This window comes from Paenibacillus sp. JDR-2 (assembly GCF_000023585.1).
Taxonomy (GTDB): Bacteria; Bacillota; Bacilli; order Paenibacillales; family Paenibacillaceae; genus Pristimantibacillus.
This window is the reverse complement of record NC_012914.1, coordinates 5,977,037-5,995,868: the sequence shown is the minus strand read 5'-3', so window position 1 is coordinate 5,995,868 and position 18,832 is coordinate 5,977,037. Positions and strand designations below refer to the sequence as shown.

At 52.7% G+C, this 18,832-nt stretch carries 15 protein-coding genes; 8 read left to right on the top strand and 7 right to left on the bottom strand.

All coding sequences use genetic code 11. The features are described from left to right. The first annotated feature begins 12 nt into the window (after positions 1-12). From PJDR2_RS26225 to PJDR2_RS26215, 3 genes are read left to right on the top strand one after another with little or no spacing between them, the layout of a single operon-like run. A complete protein-coding gene (locus PJDR2_RS26225; protein ID WP_015846768.1) occupies positions 13-2,049 on the top strand; it encodes an ABC transporter ATP-binding protein in 2,037 nt (678 codons plus the stop codon). Continuing rightward, positions 2,028-3,515 (top strand): DHA2 family efflux MFS transporter permease subunit, encoded by a 1,488-nt coding sequence (locus tag PJDR2_RS26220; RefSeq protein WP_265525083.1) that lies wholly within the window; start codon positions 2,028-2,030, stop codon positions 3,513-3,515. Before PJDR2_RS26225 ends, PJDR2_RS26220 begins: the two co-directional genes overlap by 22 nt. Beyond that, positions 3,512-4,573 (top strand): LLM class flavin-dependent oxidoreductase, encoded by a 1,062-nt coding sequence (locus tag PJDR2_RS26215; RefSeq protein ID WP_015846766.1) that lies wholly within the window; start codon positions 3,512-3,514, stop codon positions 4,571-4,573. Before PJDR2_RS26220 ends, PJDR2_RS26215 begins: the two co-directional genes overlap by 4 nt. A gap of 422 nt (positions 4,574-4,995) precedes the next feature. On the opposite strand, the gene PJDR2_RS26210 is transcribed toward PJDR2_RS26215, so the two are convergent. From PJDR2_RS26210 to PJDR2_RS26195, 4 genes are all read right to left on the bottom strand, one after another. Continuing rightward, positions 4,996-6,459: a glycoside hydrolase family 32 protein gene (locus tag PJDR2_RS26210; RefSeq protein ID WP_015846765.1), complete on the bottom strand. Its 1,464-nt coding sequence runs from the start codon at positions 6,457-6,459 to the stop codon at positions 4,996-4,998. A gap of 16 nt (positions 6,460-6,475) precedes the next feature. Next, positions 6,476-8,089: an ABC transporter substrate-binding protein gene (locus tag PJDR2_RS26205; protein WP_015846764.1), complete on the bottom strand. Its 1,614-nt coding sequence runs from the start codon at positions 8,087-8,089 to the stop codon at positions 6,476-6,478. 21 nt (positions 8,090-8,110) lie between these two features. After that, a complete protein-coding gene (locus PJDR2_RS26200) occupies positions 8,111-8,992 on the bottom strand; it encodes a carbohydrate ABC transporter permease (protein WP_015846763.1) in 882 nt (293 codons plus the stop codon). 78 nt (positions 8,993-9,070) lie between these two features. Further along, the gene (locus PJDR2_RS26195) at positions 9,071-10,000 is read right to left on the bottom strand and encodes an ABC transporter permease (RefSeq protein WP_015846762.1); all 930 of its coding nucleotides are present in this window, start codon (positions 9,998-10,000) and stop codon (positions 9,071-9,073) included. A gap of 205 nt (positions 10,001-10,205) precedes the next feature. On the opposite strand from PJDR2_RS26195, the gene PJDR2_RS26190 reads away from it, so the two are divergent. Both PJDR2_RS26190 and PJDR2_RS26185 read left to right on the top strand, forming a co-directional pair. Then, the gene (locus PJDR2_RS26190; protein ID WP_015846761.1) at positions 10,206-11,189 is read left to right on the top strand and encodes a LacI family DNA-binding transcriptional regulator; all 984 of its coding nucleotides are present in this window, start codon (positions 10,206-10,208) and stop codon (positions 11,187-11,189) included. A gap of 61 nt (positions 11,190-11,250) precedes the next feature. Next, on the top strand, positions 11,251-12,210 hold the full coding sequence (locus PJDR2_RS26185; protein ID WP_015846760.1) for a carbohydrate kinase family protein: 960 nt from the start codon (positions 11,251-11,253) through the stop codon (positions 12,208-12,210). 54 nt (positions 12,211-12,264) lie between these two features. Here the strand turns inward: PJDR2_RS26185 and PJDR2_RS26180 are convergent, their stop codons facing one another. Further along, entirely contained in the window at positions 12,265-13,068 is an 804-nt protein-coding gene (locus PJDR2_RS26180; protein WP_015846759.1) for a phytanoyl-CoA dioxygenase family protein, read from the bottom strand. A gap of 174 nt (positions 13,069-13,242) precedes the next feature. Here PJDR2_RS26180 and PJDR2_RS26175 point away from each other — a divergent pair, with 174 nt between their 5' ends. Beyond that, positions 13,243-14,037, top strand: coding sequence for a helix-turn-helix domain-containing protein (locus tag PJDR2_RS26175; RefSeq protein ID WP_015846758.1), 795 nt, complete (start codon positions 13,243-13,245; stop codon positions 14,035-14,037). On the opposite strand, the gene PJDR2_RS26170 is transcribed toward PJDR2_RS26175, so the two are convergent. Continuing rightward, a complete protein-coding gene (locus tag PJDR2_RS26170; protein WP_015846757.1) occupies positions 14,021-14,686 on the bottom strand; it encodes a helix-turn-helix transcriptional regulator in 666 nt (221 codons plus the stop codon). The two genes, PJDR2_RS26175 and PJDR2_RS26170, sit on opposite strands and share 17 nt — an antisense overlap. Positions 14,687-14,945: 259 nt before the next feature. On the opposite strand from PJDR2_RS26170, the gene PJDR2_RS26165 reads away from it, so the two are divergent. Both PJDR2_RS26165 and PJDR2_RS26160 read left to right on the top strand, forming a co-directional pair. Beyond that, a complete protein-coding gene (locus tag PJDR2_RS26165; RefSeq protein WP_015846756.1) occupies positions 14,946-15,242 on the top strand; it encodes a DUF6171 family protein in 297 nt (98 codons plus the stop codon). Between the two features lie 200 nt (positions 15,243-15,442). Beyond that, positions 15,443-16,921 carry an alpha-N-arabinofuranosidase gene (locus PJDR2_RS26160; RefSeq protein ID WP_015846755.1) on the top strand — a complete coding sequence of 493 codons (1,479 nt, stop codon included), beginning with the start codon at positions 15,443-15,445 and terminating at the stop codon, positions 16,919-16,921. 748 nt (positions 16,922-17,669) lie between these two features. Here PJDR2_RS26160 and PJDR2_RS26155 read toward each other — a convergent pair. Further along, a complete protein-coding gene (locus PJDR2_RS26155) occupies positions 17,670-18,827 on the bottom strand; it encodes a Gfo/Idh/MocA family protein (protein ID WP_015846753.1) in 1,158 nt (385 codons plus the stop codon). Positions 18,828-18,832: the final 5 nt, after the last annotated feature.

The following is an 18,832-nucleotide window of genomic DNA, read 5'->3' as shown; positions in this document are numbered from 1 at the left end:
GGGGGAGCTCTATTGGAGGCATTGCTTAATATTCGGGAGCTGTCCGTAGGTTTTCGGACCCAAAACGGCTTGCTTGAAGCGATTACGAATATATCCTTCTCGATACAGCCCGGGGAAACCGTCTGTCTGGTCGGAGAATCCGGCAGCGGCAAGACGGTCACTTCCAAAGCGATTATGCGGCTGATTGATTACGAGAAAGGATCCATTACGCGGGGAAGCATCCTGCTGCAAGGACGGGATATTGCGGCGTTGCCCGAAGCGGAGCTCCGGCAATTGCGCGGCAAGCGGGTAGCGATGGTCTTCCAGGAGCCAATGGCTGCGTTTGATCCGGTCTTTACCATTGGGCAGCAGATTGCCGAGACGATCATCCAGCACGAGCGGGTGAGCCGGCGGGTCGCCTGGGACCGGGGCATTCAGCTGTTAAGCCGTGTTGGTATCCCCGAGGCGGAGATTCGAATGAAGCAGTATCCCGGCGAGTTGTCCGGCGGCATGCTCCAGCGGGCAATGATTGCGATGGCCCTCTCCTGCAGCCCGGATCTGCTGATTGCCGATGAACCAACCACGGCTCTGGATGTTACGATTCAGGCCCAAATTTTGCAGCTGCTGCAGGAGTTGCAGCAGGAACTGGGAATGTCGATTCTGCTCATTACCCATGATCTTGGCATTGCCGCGGAGATGGCGGTCCGGATTGTCGTCATGTACGCCGGACGGATCGTTGAACAGGGGACGGCGGAGGAGCTGTTCGCAAGACCCCGTCATCCGTATACGAGAGGGCTTCTTCAATCGATTCCCCCGCTGGACAGCGTACGCGGCGAACGGCTCTATGCCATTCAGGGATCTATTCCGTCACTTAACGCGCTGCCTGAAGGTTGTTTGTTCCATCCCCGCTGCGAATACGCAACGGAGCGATGCCGGGCGGAAGCTCCGCCGCTTACAGATCAGAGCGGAAGCGAGGTAGCATGCTGGCAAGCGGAACAGGTTGCCGCGGAGCCTGCGGTTAGAGGCAAATCCGCCGCCTTCCGGGTGGAAGAATCTGCTTCGCTTGAAGAAAAGTCAGAGGATGCCCTTTCCGGCAGAGACAGCGGAATTTTGTTCGCCGCCGAGCATTTGCGCAAGTATTATCCGGTGAAGCGAAAAGGCTTTACCGCGCCACGTACCTTCATCCGGGCGGTTGACGATGTCTCGTTCTCCATTCGGAAGAAGGAGACGTTTGGTCTGGTTGGCGAATCGGGAAGCGGCAAATCTACGCTAGGCCGGGTTCTTTTGCAGATGGAGCAGGCGACCTCAGGCAAGGTACTGTTTCAGGGCAAGGAGCTGACGGGATTAAATGGCGCACAGCTCCGTCCGTTACGGAAGGATATGCAGGTTATTTTTCAGGATCCTTACGGTTCCTTGAACCCTAGATGGACGATTGGCGACAGCATTGCCGAACCGCTTAAGGTACACGGCGCATGGACGGCTGGCGAGCGTAAAAATCGCGTGGAAGAGCTGCTCCTGTTAGTTGGGCTTGACCCTTCGAGTGTCGGTAAGTACCCGCATGAGTTCTCCGGCGGTCAACGGCAGCGCATTGGCATTGCCCGGGCAATTGCCTTGAACCCAAGCTTTATTCTTGCCGATGAGGCCGTGTCCGCTCTCGACGTGTCGGTTCAGGCGCAAATCGTTAATTTGCTGCAGGAGCTCCAACGGAAGCTGGGTCTGACTTATTTGTTTATCGCCCACGGCTTGCAGATTGTAAGACATATTTCGGACAGGATTGGCGTTATGTATCTGGGCAAGCTTGTGGAGATCGCGCCAAGCGATGAGCTGTTCCGCCAGCCTGCCCACCCGTATACGAAGCTGCTCATCAAATCGATTCCGCAGCCCGTCCCGGGTCAGCACGGCAGCGTGGCACCGATTCAAGGCGAAATCCCTTCGCCGGCAAATCCGCCAAGCGGCTGCCGGTTCCACCCCCGTTGTCCGTTCGCGACGGAAAGATGCAGGAAGGAGCAGCCGGAGCTTCGCCCGTTAGGCGAGGATCGTTATGCGGCTTGTCACTATACCTTACTATGAAGCAGGCGGAGCAGAAGGAGCCGGCAGCATCCTACCCGTCATTCTGGCCGGTGCTGGCGGCTATTTTTATCGGATCCTTTGTCGGGATGTATCATGTCGTCTCGCTTAACGTGTCGCTGCCCGGCTTTATTCGGATATTCGGTACGGAGCTGCAGACGGTTCAATGGATGATGACGGGCTTTACCTTGGCGAGCGGCATTGTTGTTCCTATTACCGGCTATGCGATGGAGCGGTTTGGCTGCAAGCGGCTGTTTCTGTTTGCAATCGGGGGAATCACGGTCAGCTCGTTTCTATGTGCGTTATCCTGGAATGTAGGGGCGCTTATCGCGTTTCGTATTGTACAAGGATTGTTTTGCGGGCTTATTCAGCCGGTGTCGCTTGCCTTGATTTACCGGACGATTAGAGCGGAAAAGCAATCCTTTTCCCTTAGCGTGTGGTCCTTCTCCACGGTATTAGGCACGGCAATTGGCCCATCGCTCAGCGGCTGGCTGCAAAGCTTCGATTGGCATCTTATATTCCTGGTGACCGTACCGGTCGGATTCGTCGCCTGGATTGTAGGGGCGTTAGTTATTCCGAAGGACTCGGCAAACGGGCTCGCCCGATTGGATTGGCCGGGGCTGCTGCTTGCAACGGGCGGAAGTCTCGCGCTGCTGCTGTTATTCGGCAACATGACCGTATGGGGCTGGAACAGCTTGCTTACTTGGATGATGCTGCTTGTTGGCGTCGGCAGCTTTGCGCTATTCATATGGCAGGCTCGCCGCAGCGAGCATCCCCTGTTGCAGCTTCGTCTGCTGCTCAACCCCAGATTTTCGCTGAGTCTGATGGCCTCCCTTATTCTATCGTTTGGACTTTATTCGGTTGTCTATTTCATGCCTTTATTATTGGTTGAGATGAAAGGATTATCGCCGTTCAGGGTTGGTCTTCTGTTCCTTCCCGCCGCGGCATGCTTAACGGCTGCCACGTTTGCCGCCGGCAAATGGTATCACAGATTAGGACCGGCCAAGCTGATTATGATCGGCTGCGCGATTCTGGTTGTGAGTACCTATTATTTCAGCCAGATGCCTCCTGAGACCAGTCTTATCGCGATTATCGTATGGCTCGCCATCCGCAATACCGGAACCGGTCTTGCTTCCACGCCAACAACAAACGCAAGCATGTCGTCCGTTCCCGAGGAATGGATCGGGCATGCGTCGGCTTTGCTCAATTGGCTGCGGCAAGTATTTAGCGCTATGGCGTTAGGCCTCTGCACGTCTTTATTTTATTCCCGACTGTCGGTCCATCTGGCTGAATCGGGCGGAGGGGTAGAAGGGACGAGGGCATACAGTCTTGCTTACATGCATAGCATCCACGATGTGTTTTTCGTATCCAGCATCATTGTCGCCTGCGCGATTCCGATTGCTTTGCTGCTGGGCAGACGGATGCCGGCACCACCGCTTACGACGCCAAAGGAGAGTGAAAGCCTATGAAATTTATATGGTTCAGCCTGGTTATGAATTTGAAGAACCCGGTGACGGGGGAGCATTTTACGACCAGCGAAAAAATCGAAAATATAATCAAGCAGACGGTGCTTGCCGAGAAGCTTGGTTTTGAAGGATACGGCATTGGAGAACGGCATGGAGCTCCGTTTCTCTCTTCTTCTCCTCCGCTCTTGCTGACGGCTATTGCGGCAAGAACTTCCCGCATTCGTCTGCTGACGGCTGTAACGGTGTTAAGCGTGCTGGATCCGGTGCGAGTCGCCGAGGATTACGCGACGCTTGATCATCTGTCCGGCGGAAGACTGGAGATGATTATCGGCAAAGGCAATGATCCGCGGCATTACCCGCTCTTCGGAATCACGGAAGAGGAGCAATGGGATTCGATGGAGGAGCGTTACGAGCTGCTTCGGCGTCTATGGCGGGAGGAGGATGTGACCTGGCAAGGCCAATACCGTCCGCCCATTCATCAAGTAACAACGCAGCCAAGACCGCTGCAGAAGCCGATTCCAATCTGGCACGGGAGCGCCTCCAGCACCCGTTCCACCGAGCTTGCCGCCCGTTACGGCGAGCCGATCTTCTCCTCGAACAGCTTCCATCCGCAGGCGAAATACAAGGATCTCATCGATCATTACCGAGAGAGACTGGCGTATTACGGGCATGATCCGCGGAAAGCGGTTGTTGGTTCAGGCGCGGGCAGCTTGTATATCGCGAATACGACGGAGGAGGCTGTTAAGCGGTATCGTCCTTACTATGAGGCGTTCCAGGCAACGGCCGCCGCTCAGCATAACCAATCTCCGTTTACCTCGCTTGAGGACAATATCGCCAGAGGTCCAAGTCTGATCGGAAGCCCGGAGCAGATTATCGAGAAAATACTAAACTATCAAGCGGCCTTCGGGCACCAGGTACTGTCACTAAGCGTAGACGGTCTATCCGAAGTCGAGCAGCGGGAGCAGATGGAGCGTTTCGCTTCGGATATCGCCCCCGTACTGCGTCGGGAAGTGCCAAGCTGGGTGTGGGAAGAGCAGGGAAAGGGACTCCCGGTTGGCTGATAGGCGAATGGTGGGAAAGCGTCGAAATAAGACCATCGTAGGGTCTTATTCGTTAGAGAAGTAGCTAGTTGGTTAGTGATAAGACCCTGGCAGGGTCTTATCGGGTATAAGAAGGTGCGCGGACGAGCTGAAATAGTGGAATGGCGTTGAATCGCGACGTTAAGGTTCCTGAGGGACCTTAACGCAGAGTTTAAGAAGTGATTTTCAGTGATTAAGGTCCCTCTGGGACCTTAACTTAACGAATTTTGGAGTTAGCAGCCATTAAATGGCGTGTTGTGTGCACTTAAGGCCCCTAAGGGACCTTAACGTGCTTAATAGGATACTGCAGCCTCCGGTTAGGGTCCCTAAGGGACCTTAACCGAAAGTTTGTCACGAAAAAAAGCAATCCCCAAGCCGCCGGCGTTGGGGATTGCTTTTTCCGGTTATTCCGCTGCGAGCACCGTGCAGCTTACTAGCTGCGCCGTACCATCAAGCGCATAAAGCGTGATCCTACGGCAAGTCTGGTCCGGGAAGATCAGGCTTGTCATAGCTGCCGAACCGTCCGCGAGGAAGAGCTCGATGGAGGCCGCGTCGGCCAGAATCCGAAGACTGAGACGGTCCGAGGCGGATCCATGCAGCTTCATGTGCTGAGGCTGCGCAAACATGTCGGAGAAGTCATTTGGCCCGGCATGCTTCCGCAACAGGGTAATCGCATGCTCCGCTGAGGAGTATTGAATCGTCGTGTACTGCTCTTCATTATGATGAATGATGATGCCTAGCTCTCGAGCCTCAATCTGTACCGCTTCCAAGCGGAGGTCAAATGCCTCCAGCGAACAATCGATGACTTCCTTACGGCCATCAGTTAGCAGCAAGCCCTTCGCTTCAGCCGCCACCCGGGAGAAATACGTTCCGAGCTCCTTAACGGGATGCTGTACGATAACAATCTCGCCGTTCTCTTCCAACCGCTTCAGGCCTAGCGTGCGGGCCGCCGTCATCGAACCTCTCCAACCGTTCGAAGGAACATGATTCGCATAACGCCAGTTGCTCATCCAGGCCGTATAGATCCTCCGGCCGTCTGCCTCCGGAATATCCGAGAAGCTGACGCCCGCATAGTTATCGCGGCCAAAGTCCAGCCACCGAATCTCATCATCATCGGGCGTAAAGACGGAGCCGTCGAACTGTCCCACAAAATACTGCGTGCGAGAGCCTTCCTGATAATCCGGATTGTCGCCGACGCTGACGAGGAGCACCCACTTGCTGTCTTCCGTTCCTTCAATCGTCAGCTGGAAGAGATCCGGACATTCCCATACGCCGCCGTGAAAGCCGATACCGTCGCCAAACTCGCTTTCAAGCTCCCAGGCTTTCAGGTCCGGCGAGGAGTAGAAGGAGATGGTCTGTTCGGTAGCCAGTGCCATCAACCATTTGCCGCTATCCTTATGCCAGAATACTTTCGGGTCGCGGAAGTCGGGCTTATTCGTTGCGCACAGCACCGGATTTCCATCGTATTTCGTCCAGGTCCTGCCGTTATCATAGCTGTAAGCAAGGCTTTGCGTCTGCACGACCGGTTCGCCTTTTACCTCATGATGACTCGTAAAGATAGCGACCAGACCTGGCTCCTCAGGGAAAAATCCCGTTGTGTTGTGCCAATCCACCACCGCGCTTCCCGAGAAGATTGTCCCGTTCTCATCGGGATACAATGCGATGGCAAGCTCTTCCCAATGAATGAGATCCTTGCTGACGGTATGTCCCCAATGCATGGGTCCCCACGTCGAGCCATGAGGATGATATTGATAGAAGAGATGATATTCTTCATTGAAATAGACAAGTCCGTTCGGATCGTTAATCCAGTTCTGCTGCGGTGCAAAATGCCATAGAGGCCGATATGCGGTCTTCTTGATTGCTTCCAAGTAAACGTCCACCTTTTTATGATTTGATATAGTTGTCATAACCGTTTTGCTTGATTTCCAGCCATTTCTCTAGGCCAAGGCGATTCAGCTCTTTCAAGTAATCCGCCCATTCCTCGTTGACCTTGCCCGTCTTGATCCACTCGGCACGTTTCCGGTTCACGTAAGCGAACAAGTCGGTTTCAATCGTGGACAGCTGCTTCTGGTCTTCGAGCGAGAAGAAAATTCTCGGATAGTTGTTCTCCGCCTTCATGTAAGGAACAAGTCTTTCCTTCATAATGTTCAGGCGCCAAGCCGCATCGTCCGGCTTCGTCGTGTATTTGCCGTAATACTCGTCGAGAATCGCAAGCGGTCCGCCGATATTAGTCTTCTGGCGAAGCTCTGCAGGCGCTGCCCCTTCAAGCGGAAGATGCTCAAGCATGCCTTTTGCCTCGTCGAATTTGAAAATGTTCTGTTGTGTTTCATCTCCGTAAGTACCCCAGTTATCCTGCACCGATTGAAGCGGCTCGTACAGCTGGTCAATCCATTTCGCCGTTAACTCTATGTTTTTGTTCGCGCTTGTAATAACCATGCGGCCGCGGTCAAAGCCATAGTTGTTCGTGCGGGTGACGTTTACTTCGCCGGAAGGGCCGGCCAGCGGCTGCATCAGATCATACTTGTCGTTATTGCCCGTAATGTTCGCTTTGTCCCATGTGAAGTACAAGCCGTAACGATTATCCTGACCTTTCGCCAGGAAAGTATTGTAATCCTGCTCGAACGATTCCTCGTCGATCAAATCAAGCGCGTACAGATCATGCAAATAGTTCACGGCATCTTTGTAGCCATCTTGATCAGCCGTAAAGACTACTTTGCCGTCATCGGTTACGACGGTATGATCGCCGTTATCGCCAAGGCCAAAGGAGCCAAACAGGAAGTTCAAATCCTCGTTGCCGTTATTCATCACGACGCTGAGCGGTATCTCGTCAGCTTGGCCGTTGCCGTTCGGGTCGCCTTTCTTGAAGGCCAGCAGCACGTTTTTCAATTCTTCGGTTGTAGTAGGCATCTTCAGACCAAGCTTGTTCAGCCACTCGACGTTAATCCAAGGGATATCGTTGACGGAGTGAATGCTTTCTTTGCCCGCGCCAAGCTCCTCGATCCAAGGGAAGCTGTAAATATGGCCGTCCGGCGCAGTCATCATTGCTTTGTATTCCGGCGCATCAGCAAGCACCTTCTGCAGATTAGGCATGTATTTCGCAATAACATCTTCAAGCGGAATAATCGTTTTGTCCGAGCCAAGCTTCAGTAGATCGTAGTCGGAGTAAGCCGCATCCAGAATCGCATCCGGCAGATCGCCGCTCGCTACAGCAAGATTTCTTTTCTCAACGAAGGAGTCCGAGGTGAAGTTCTTCCAATTAATATGAACGCCGGTTTTCTCTTCAAGCCGTTTGTAGACCAGCTTCTGGTTCGGGTCGGTAGGGGCAAGCGGCGAGCTTTGAGTCATGAAGTTGAGCGTCACTTTCTCTTGAAGCGGGAAGGACACCTCCTTTAGGTCATAGCTCTTGGAAGAGGCCGAGCCTTTGTCGCCGCTGCTGCAGCCTGCAAGCATGGAGATGGATAAAGCAAGGGCTGTTGCGGAATACATCGTCTTTTTCATAGAATAATTCCCCCGTATCTATTATTTGATGGAGCCAACCATAACGCCTTTCTCGAAGTACTTCTGGAAGAACGGATACATAATGATGAGCGGTAAACTGGAAACCACGATAGACGAATATTTAATCATCTCCGACAGCTTCTTCAGCTCGGCTTGGGCAAGAATATCCGAGATCATGCCGGGATCCACCTGGTTCTGAATCAGAATCGACCGCAGAACAAGCTGCAGCGGGAACAGTTGATTGTTGTCGAGATAAATCATCGCGTCGAAATACGAATTCCACTGCCCAACAAAGGCATATAGGGCAAGGACAAAGATAATAGGCTTGGATAGAGGCAGGATGATTTGGAAAAAGAGCCTTTGATCCGTGGCACCGTCAATCTGTGCAGCCTGATTCAGTTCCTTCGGAATACCCGCAAAATAAGTTCTTGCCAGAATAATGTTGTATACGCTCACCGCGCCGGGCAGAATAATCGCCCAGATCGTATTCAGCAGGTTGAGGTCCTTAACAACCAGATACGTCGGAATCAATCCGCCGCTCAGGAACATCGTGATCAGGAAAAATACCATAAACAGCCGTTTGCCTACAAAACCTTCAAGGCTAAGCGGATAGGCGGCAAAAACCGATACGACCACGGTCGCCAGCGCGAAACCGGTGGAATACAGGATGGCGTTCAGAAAGCCTCTTAACATGGCGGCATTGCCCAATATTTTCTCGTACCCGGTTATGCTCCAGTCCGAGGCGTTAAGCGACAGTCCCTTCGTCAGCAGCACATTAGGGTTCAAGAAGGAGGCAAGGAGCACGTAAAGAAGCGGAAAGAGAACGATCAGCACGAGCAGGGCAAGCAAGACATAGGTGATAACGAGCAGAACGCGGTCCTTTCGGGAAATGTGAATGTCCATACGATCCTCCTAAAAAGAATTGTCACACAAATAGCCGGATGGCTGTTCGTGATGATTCTTGCATCGAAAGCATTAGCTTTAATACAAACCTTCTCCTTCGTTCAGCCGCTTCACGACGGCGTTCACGAGGACGAGCAGAATGATGTTGATAATGGAGTTAAACAGGCCGATGGCGGTGGAGTAAGCATAGTCGCCGGACTGAAGGCCAACCTTGTAGACGTAAGTCGCGATAATCTCCGACGTTGGCGTATTCATCGCGGTCTGCATCAGAAAAGCCTTCTCGTAACCAATCGACATGATGCCGCCGGCCGCCAGGATGAATAGAACCGCCATTACCGGCTTGAGCGTAGGCAGATCGATATGCCAGATGCGACGCAGGAGCGAAGCGCCGTCAACGGTTGCCGCATCATGCAGCTGCGGATCCACATTGGAGAGGGCGGCGACATAAATGATCGATGCCCAGCCTGCGCCTTGCCATATGCCCGATAAAATGTAGACCGTGCGGAAGTAGGCAGGATCGGACATAAACGAGATTGGCTTATCCGTAAACATGGTGACAAGCGAGTTGATTACCCCTGTCGGCGACAGGAAAACAAACAGCATGCCGGTAAGGACAACAACCGAGATAAAGTTGGGCGCGTACAGGATCAGCTGTATATTTTTCTTGATCCTAGCCCCTCTGATCTGGTTCAGCATAAGCGCCAGCACGATTGGAACCGGGAAGCCCAGCAGCAAGCCGTAGACGCTTAGCTTCAGCGTGTTCATGAAGATATCGTAGAAGTTGGGCGATGATAGGAACCGGTTGAAGTTCTCGAGGCCAACCCATTCGCTTCCCATGATGCCTTTCAGCGGGCTGAAGTTTTTGAAGGCGATAATGGAGCCGTACATCGGAACATACTTGAATACGATAGTCAGCACGACGGCTGGCAGCAGGAAGAGATATAGCGTGTAGTTTCTGAATACGTAATAAATCCAGCTTGGCTTTTGCCTTCTGCTAATGGTAGCCAATGTTATTCCCCCTTAAGAGTGCGCTTTCATGCGAAAGCCGGAAAAAGCGGATTGAATACGTTTTCCCGATTTCAGGGTAAGTATATGTCAACCGGATGACATATGTCAACCGGTTTCATAAATGCGAATTTTGTGGTTTAATCAAAGAGGCATTAAGCTTATAATAGGTTCCATATAGCGGTAAAACAGGAATGAGGTGAGGCAAGTGAACCCGAAAATAAGCGATGTGGCGGAGAAAGCCGGCGTATCCAAAACGACGGTGTCGCGGGTTCTCAACAATCGCGGCTATATCAGCCAGGAGACCAAAGACGCCGTATACGGCGCGATGAAGGAACTGAACTATTTTCCCAATGATGTCGCACGGTCGTTATTTAATAAAAAAACGAATCTGATCGGGCTTATTCTCCCGACGGTGAACAATCCGTTCTTCAGCGAGCTGGCCTTCTACATCGAGAGCATCTGCGCGGAGAAAGGGTATAAAGTCTTGCTCTGCAACAGCAGCCACAGCAGGGAGAACGAGGAGCGGTACCTCGATATGCTGCTGCGCAATCAGGTGGACGGCATTATCGTATGTTCGTACAACCGGGGCTTTCCCCATTACAATCACGGAAAAATGGCGGTTGTCGCAATCGACCATTACTTGGCTCCTTCTATTCCGGTGGTTGGTTCGGATAACTATAACGGCGGCAAGCTGGCAACAGGGCTGCTGCTCGAAAAGGGCTGCCAAAATATTATCCATATTAACGGTCCGATTGAGCTGGCGACTCCGGCGAATTTGCGGCGGAAAGCTTATGAAGACGTGATCAGAGAGAGCGGCCGCGAGCCCATCGTTTACGAGAACCGCCTATCGTTTGAACAGAACAGGTATTCGAGTCTGTTTGATCAGATATTCGCGGAGCATCCCGAAGTGGATGGAGTATTCGCCAGCGACGATCTGATTGCGGCAGCGTTTATCCAATACGTGAAGAAAAAAGGATTGCGGATTCCGGAGGATATCAAGGTCATCGGCTATGACGGCTCGGAGATGGTACAAGCCTTCCTGCCGGAGCTGTCGTCCATTCAGCAGCCTATTAAAGGCATTGCTCAAGAATGCGTCCGGATCTTGTCGGAGCAGATTGACGGCGAAGCCGATCATGAGTCGGAAGAGGTTTATTTGCCGGTTCGGCTGATGGAAAGGGAAACCACTTAGAATGTGGTTTCTTTTTTGAGTTCTATGTCAACCGGTTATCACATTAAGGGAGAGGATTACGATGGCGGGGAATGTCGTTTGTATTGGAGAGCTGTTGATTGATTTTTTCTGCATCGATATTGATGTGGACCTGGAGCAAGGCGAGCAGTTTGCGAAAAAAGCAGGAGGAGCACCTGCTAATGTCAGCGCGGCAATAGCCCGGCTGGGCGGGAGCTCTGCTTTTGTTGGCAAGGTCGGAAAGGATCCGTTCGGACATTACTTAAAGCGGACATTGGAAGAGGAAAAGGTCGATACATCCATGCTGATGCTGGATGCCGAAGTGCCAACAACGCTAGCCTTCGTCTCGCTGGAAGCAAGCGGAGAGCGGGATTTTGTGTTTAATCGCGGTGCCGATCGATACGTCGAGCTGGATGAGATTGACCGGGACCGTCTTTATGCCGCGTCCGTCCTGCATTTTGGTTCGGCTACGGCTTTGCTGGACAATCCGTTCCGCGCGACTTATACAACGCTATTGCAGGGAGCCGCGGAGAATGGACGGCCGTTTATCTCCTTTGATCCGAACTACCGCAAGGATCTGTGGGGGGGCTGGCTGAACGAGTTCACCGAGCAGGCTCGGTATGGCGCGTCGCAGGCCGATCTCGTCAAAGTAAGCGAAGAGGAGCTGCAGCTAATGACCGGAGAGACGGATCCTGAAAAAGCCGTTCGGTTGCTTCATGGGCTAGGGGCTAATCGGGTCTGCGTGACGCTGGGCAGGAACGGCACGTTGGTGTCCGACGGCAAGACTTTGGTGCAGGTGCCGAGTATAACGGTGAAGTCCATTGATTCTACCGGAGCGGGGGATGCCTTTGTTGGTGCTTTGCTATGGCAGATCAGCAGGCTGGAGGAGCCAAAGGGGATGTCGTTTGAACAGCTTTTGCTCTTCGTGGAATTTGCCAATAAAGTCGGAGCGATCGTATGCACGAAGGTAGGGGCCATTGCCGCGCTGCCAACGCTTGAAGAAGTTAATAGGTATCCAGCGTAAAAAAAAGGGAGGCAGCGGTTCTGGTAACCGTGAGCCTCCCTTTACTTTATTCTATTAGTGATAAGCCGGCGTCTCGATGCCGCATGGTCCGCCGTCCGGATTCGCTTCCAGCGACAGCTCGGAGCCGTCCGCCTTGTAAAGCGGATTGTACCAATGCGAGATGGACATCGCGCTGCTGTTCGCGTAGTGGGAAATAAACGCGCGGCGGAAGCGGTCCTTTGTTTTGTTCCGGTAAGAGCCGTGAATCAGATTGCCGTTAAAGAACAGGATATCGCCGGGCTCCATGATAGCTGCAACGGGCTTTTCCTCTTTTGGCGGCTTTACGTAATGGTTGGTGAACGATTCTTTCGAATCGGATTCCTCCGGGCAAACAATCTCGTACGTATTCGTTTTCGGAACAAGCAGCATACAGCCGTTTTCCTCGTCGCAGCGGTCGATAGCCGCCCATGCCGCAATACAGTTGCCCGGCTCTACCTTCAGATAGAAGTTATCCTGATGCAGCGCCTGACCTCGAGAGCCCGGCGGCTTGTAATAGAACATGCTTTGCGCAGCCAAAGCCTCTTCTCCGTACAGATCGTGCATAATGTCGAGAACAACCGGATGCAGCATGTAATTCTTGCTCAGATCGTTGTAACGGTGAGGATGCATCACGCGCGGATAGCGGCGAAGCGGATCTTCCTGCTCTCCGTCCAGAACCGGCTCGAAGTAGCCGGGAATGGGAGTAAGGCTGATTTTATCGAACTCGGCTTGGATTTCCTCGATTTCTTCCTTGCTCCAAACGCCCTTTACGATTACATATCCTTCCCTCTCGAACTGCTGCATCTGCTCCTCGGTAAGCACTTTAAGCGACTGGTTCATTTGTATTGCCCCTCTCCTTGTTGTGTGCGGCTTCTTGTCTCTAATTGTAGGGCGTTGAGGGAAAAGGTAGAAGTCGCGATTATGCTCAATACTGCATGGATTCTGCTATTATGCTGGACGAATGGAGGCTGTCGCGGTACCCTTAGGGTAATGAATCGGAGCGGGGTGGAAGCAGTGGAGAAGGAATCAAAGAACGGCGTCGTGACAGGGCATTTTTTGGAAAACGAATCCTATTGCATGGTGCGTCCTGCCGGAAGAGAGGATTGGCTGCTTGTTTATACGCTGGAGGGTGAGGGGTTTTTCCGGACGCCTGCGGGAGAGAAAATATGCAAGGCGGGGGAGCTGGTACTGCTTCGGAAAAGGGTTCCTCATACGTATGGCACCGTAAAAGGGGATACGTGGAACTTTCTGTGGGTGCACTTCAACCGGCTGCCGGAGCTGTCCTTGCTACCGGATGAAGAAGTGCTGCTCTGCCCGCTGCCCTCTAGCGAGCTGCAGCGGAGGGTGATCCGCATCTTCCGGTCGCTGCTGCATGATTCTAGGGCCCAAGGCGGGTTCTGGGAGGAGCTATGCGATAATCAGCTAAGTGCCTTAATTCTGCTAATGGCCGGGCAGCTTGCGGACAAGCTGGATTACCGCGTCAGCCAGGTAATGAGGATTTTATCCGCACAGATGCAGGAGCCGTTATCCATTAACGAGCTGGCTGCAAGGGTAGGCTTATCCGCCTCGCGGCTGTCCCATCTGTTCAAATCGGAGACCGGCCGCTCCATTGTGGACACGTTAAACAATATGCGTCTCGAGCAGGCCGTTCTGCTTATGCTGCAGGCTGGCCGGACGGCAGGGGAAGCATCCTTTGACGTCGGCTTCCAGAGCTATAACCATTTTGCCGCCTTGTTCCGCAGGCGGTACGGCTGCGGTCCGGCAGAGTACAAAAGGAAGACGGAGTCTACGTCTACACCCGAGACTTGAATTGGCTTGGCGTCAGGCCGACAAATTTCTTGAACTGCCTCATGAAATGCGTCTCATGCTCGTATCCGCAGCTCGCCGCGATAGCCGATACGGAGAGGGTGCTGTTCTTGAGCAGATATTTGGCGAGCTCCAGTCTGCCGTTAATCATATCGGTTACGACGGAGCAGCCGAAAATATCCTTATAGAGATGCTGGAAGTAGGACTTGCTCAGGTGCACGCGGTCAGCCAGCATCTCTACCGTTACATGGCTTTGCGGCGAGTTATACAGCTCGTCCCGCAGTTCCGAGAACTGCCGGATATAACGGCCCGGCCGCTCGGGATGCTGGGAAAGCTCATGAAGATTGCTCAGCTTCATCAGAAGCGCCCGGATATCCGTATCCAGAATTTGATCCCTCAAATGCCCGCCTTGCTTCTGAACCCGGTGGAGCTCCATAATGCTTCTCGAGATCAACATCGGGTCCACGGCCGGGACAGGAGTATCCAGCGGAAAGTTCAGTTCGGCAAGCAACCCGCTCAGCTCTTCTCCCCGGCAATGAAACCAGTCGTTTACGAAAGGCAGCTCGAACTGCATATACGAATGCGGCGTATCCGGCTGGAACAGGATAAACGAATCGCTATCCACAAGAATACGCACGCCCCGTATGATCACTTCGGATTTTTTCTTAAACAGAACAAAAGCGTAATCCCCCGAACCGTTAGGACGGATAATCGAAATCCCGTGAGGATGGACAAACCGGTAGCCGCAGCTGTCTAATCGGATGATCGTCAGCAGCTCCTTTCTTCAAAAAAGCACGATAGGTCAGTTTTTTCTCATTATAGTGAATTGTAGGCGCTTTCTCAATCCCATACAATCTTTCATATAGAACTATTTATTATCGTCCTGTGCGCGGGTGGGAGCTGAAGCAAGCATGACAATCACAGAATCTGTCAGTAAAAGGGAACGGGATGGCTGCAAGGGCTGCTCGGCCGATGTCAGAGTGACGGACGATCAGATTCAGCGCCTGATCTCCAAGATCAAACCCGATGCCTGCGTTACGGACAAGTTGTACGCAAAGCGGCTCGCCGCATGCGAAGGCTGCGCAAGCATGGCTTACGACACGACCTGCATGCATTGCGGCTGTCTCGTGCAGGTGAGAGCCAAGCTGAAGGATAAAGGATGTCCGCATCCGCAGCAGTCGGTTCGGACGTTATGGGAAGTTAATTAGGCAAGAATCATCATAAACAGCCATCCGGCTGTTTGTGTGACAATTCTTTAAGCTAATGCTTACGAGGCAAGAATCATCACGAACAGCCATCCGGCTGTTTGTGTGACAATTCTTTAAAGCTAATGCTTACGAGGCAAGAATCATCACGAACAGCCATCCGGCTGTTTGTGTGACAATTCTTTTTAGGAGGCTATTTACAAATGAACAAAGCGGTAGTACATGCAGACTGGTCGATCGGCACGATTAACAAGAACATCTACGGCCATTTCGCCGAGCATCTCGGCAGATGTATTTATGAAGGCATGTGGGTAGGGGAAGATTCCGAAATTCCGAACACGGACGGCATCCGTAACGACGTGATCGAAGCGCTGCGCAATCTTAAGGTACCTGTTCTGCGCTGGCCGGGCGGCTGTTTTGCCGATGAATATCACTGGAAAGACGGCATTGGTCCCCGCGAGACTCGTAAAAGAATGGTTAATACTCACTGGGGCGGCGTTGTGGAAAATAACCATTTCGGCACGCACGAGTTCTTCCGTCTATGCGAGCTGATTGACGCCGAGCCTTATATCTGCGGCAACGTGGGCAGCGGTTCGATACAGGAGATGTCCGAATGGATGGAATACATGACGTTTGACGGCGATTCCCCGATGGCGAATCTGCGCCGGCAGAACGGCCGGGAAGAGCCTTGGAAGCTGAAATATTTTGGCGTGGGCAATGAGAACTGGGGATGCGGCGGCGAGATGCTTCCGGAGCATTACGCGGATCTGTACCGCAACTTCCAGACGTATGTCCGCCAATACGGCGATAACAAGCTGTACAAAATCGCAGGCGGCGCAAGCTCCGACGATTACCGCTGGACCGACGTGCTAATGAGCAAAGCGGAGCGCTTCATGAGCGGTCTGAGCCTGCATCACTACACGGTTCCGGGCGTGTGGGCCGATAAAGGCTCCGCTACGGAATTTGACGAGAACGACTGGTTCGTAACGATGAAGAAAGCCGAATATATGGATGAGCTTCTTACCCGCCACAGTACGGTAATGGACCGTTACGACCCGAGCAAACGCGTCGGCTTGATCGTTGACGAGTGGGGCACTTGGTTTAACGTGGAGCCAGGCACCAACCCGGGCTTCCTGTATCAACAGAATACGATGCGCGATGCGCTTGTTGCGGCGATTAACCTGCATATTTTCCATAAGCATTGCGATCGCGTACAAATGACCAACATTGCCCAAATGGTTAACGTTCTGCAGGCGGTGGTTCTGACGGAAGGGGACAAAATCCTGCTGACGCCTACGTACCATGTGCTTGAAATGTACAATGTCCATCAGGATGCCGAGGCGTTGGCGATTCATGGTCAATTCGGGAAAGTAAATGCCGACGGCAAAGAGCTGGATCAAGTTGGCGTTACCGCGTCCAAGAAGGACGGCGTTATCCATGTCAGCCTGTACAACCTGCATCCGTCCGAGCAATCGGAGATCAGTCTTGAGCTTCGCGGCGCCGAAGGCAGCTTCAACTGCACGGGCAGGCTGCTCGCAGCGGATGCGATTCAAGCACATAACACCTTCGAGGATCCTTCCAAGGTGAGCGTGAAGGCATTCTACGAAGCGAAGATCGAGAACGGCAAATTGAGCCTCAATCTGCCTGCGGCATCGGTAGTTACGCTTCGTTTGGAGCAATAAACGATTAGAGCCGATAAGTCCGCTTTTGCGGGGCTTATCGGCTTTGTTTTTTGTGGGGATACAAGAGGGCTGAGGCTTAACGCAATTACGTTGGATTTACTACAGTAGAATGAGGTTTTTTATTTGCACCATGGCATCTACGCTGGATTTCATCCCGTGTAATCTCCCATTTTAGGGGTTACTTAGTTGAAGGGAGCTCATTATGATGCATTAAATCCAATGCAGACGAGAAAGTGAGGCCAAATGCGGTAAATATGTTGGAGGAAATCCCACGTAGTAAGGATGTCCCATAGCTGTGGCGGTGAAAAGTGCTCAAATTGTGGGCTCGCAGAAGCTTAAGGTCCCTAAGGGACCTTAAGGCAATAAAATTAGCCTGCGCAGGACGGATTAAGGTCCCTAAGGGACCTTAATCGCCCGGAAAAAGTAACAGACATCGATCAAACGGAGCGTTCGCGGAAGCTTAAGGTCCCTAAGGGACCTTAAGGCAGTAAAATTAGTTGGCAAAGGTCGTGTTAAGGCCCCTGATGGACCTTAACCACCCAGAACAAGCAGCAAATATTGTTCAAACAGAGCGATCACGGAACCTTAAGGTCCATGAAGGACCTTAAGACAGTAAAATTAGTTGGCTTAGGTCAGCTTAGGGTCCCTGAGGGACCCTAATCACCAGGAACAAGTAGCAGACAGCCTGCAAAATTCCCCAGCAAATGAAATAAGACCCTAACAGGGTCTTATTCCTCCACGCCATCTGCTAACCTCTCAAATTGCTGCCCGTCGTAATCGCGCGGTCCTGGAAATTCTCGACGGAGGCGCCTTTTTCGTAGAAATGAGGGACGTTGTCCTGGATGCCTTGACGCGTATAGAACGGATCATCGGCTGTTAGTGGGAAAGTAACTTTTTCCCCGGTGCTGGCGGATTTGTAGATGCCAAGAATCAGCTCCAGCGTCGCGCGGCCGCTATGTCCATCGATCAGTAACGATTCCCCGCCCTCAATCGCGGACAACACATTATCGATCTGTCCGAGATGCCCTTCGTAGGCAACCTCAGGCAGGTTGTCGTAATAGGCCTGAATTTCCGCGGAGAGAGCCGTATTCGGAGTCGGGAAGCCGTTATCCATGGAGCTGGAAGTAACAAGCTTCCATGGCGCGGAGATCCGTGCCTGTTTGCCTTGGAAAATAAGCTGCTGCTCCTCGCCGTGATGAACCACGGAGCTCGTAATTTGGCCAAGGCCGCCTCCGACGAACTTCAGCATCGCAATCGACAGGTCCTCGACTTCCGCATTATCATGCGACGTATTGCTCATGAACGCCTGCAGCTCGGTTGGCCGGCCCATCATCCAGAGCAGCGCGTCGATATGATGGACGGCATGATTCAGCGTACAGCCGCCGCCCTCCTTCTCCCACGTGCCGCGCCACCACAGGTCATAGTAGCTGTGGCCGCGCCACCAGAAGGAATCGATCTGCGAGTGGACAACCGGGCCAATCAGCCCGCTGTCCAGCACGGACTTCAGCTTCATCATTGGCGTACGGAACCGGTTCTGGGCTACAACCGACAGCAGCTTGCCGCTTTCCTCAGCCGCCCGGTTCATCGCGTCACATTCTTCGAGCGAGGACGCCATCGGCTTTTCAATCAGAACATGCTTGCCTGCCTTCAGGAATTCAACACCGATCTCGGCATGCGTGTATGGCGGAGTGCAGACGGAGACCAGATCGATATCCTGCCCCAGCAGTTCCTTGTAATCGCTGTACGCCCTCGCCTCCGTAAGCCCGCACTGGTTAATACGGCTCTCGGCTTTGTCTATGTAAATATCCGTAACCGCAACAATCCGGCATCTTTCCGAAAATTTCTGATAGGCGTCGATATGGGCTCTACTGATAGCCCCGGATCCAATAATGGCGATTTTCAGCATCTTCA

Coding starts and splice junctions, on each gene's coding strand:
- PJDR2_RS26215 (WP_015846766.1), top strand. CDS start 3,512: ATGAAATTTATATGGTTCAGCCTGGTTATGAATTTGAAGAACCCGGTG.
- PJDR2_RS26205 (WP_015846764.1), bottom strand. CDS start 8,089: ATGAAAAAGACGATGTATTCCGCAACAGCCCTTGCTTTATCCATCTCC.
- PJDR2_RS26200 (WP_015846763.1), bottom strand. CDS start 8,992: ATGGACATTCACATTTCCCGAAAGGACCGCGTTCTGCTCGTTATCACC.
- PJDR2_RS26185 (WP_015846760.1), top strand. CDS start 11,251: ATGGCGGGGAATGTCGTTTGTATTGGAGAGCTGTTGATTGATTTTTTC.
- PJDR2_RS26180 (WP_015846759.1), bottom strand. CDS start 13,068: ATGAACCAGTCGCTTAAAGTGCTTACCGAGGAGCAGATGCAGCAGTTC.
- PJDR2_RS26165 (WP_015846756.1), top strand. CDS start 14,946: ATGACAATCACAGAATCTGTCAGTAAAAGGGAACGGGATGGCTGCAAG.
- PJDR2_RS26160 (WP_015846755.1), top strand. CDS start 15,443: ATGAACAAAGCGGTAGTACATGCAGACTGGTCGATCGGCACGATTAAC.
- PJDR2_RS26155 (WP_015846753.1), bottom strand. CDS start 18,827: ATGCTGAAAATCGCCATTATTGGATCCGGGGCTATCAGTAGAGCCCAT.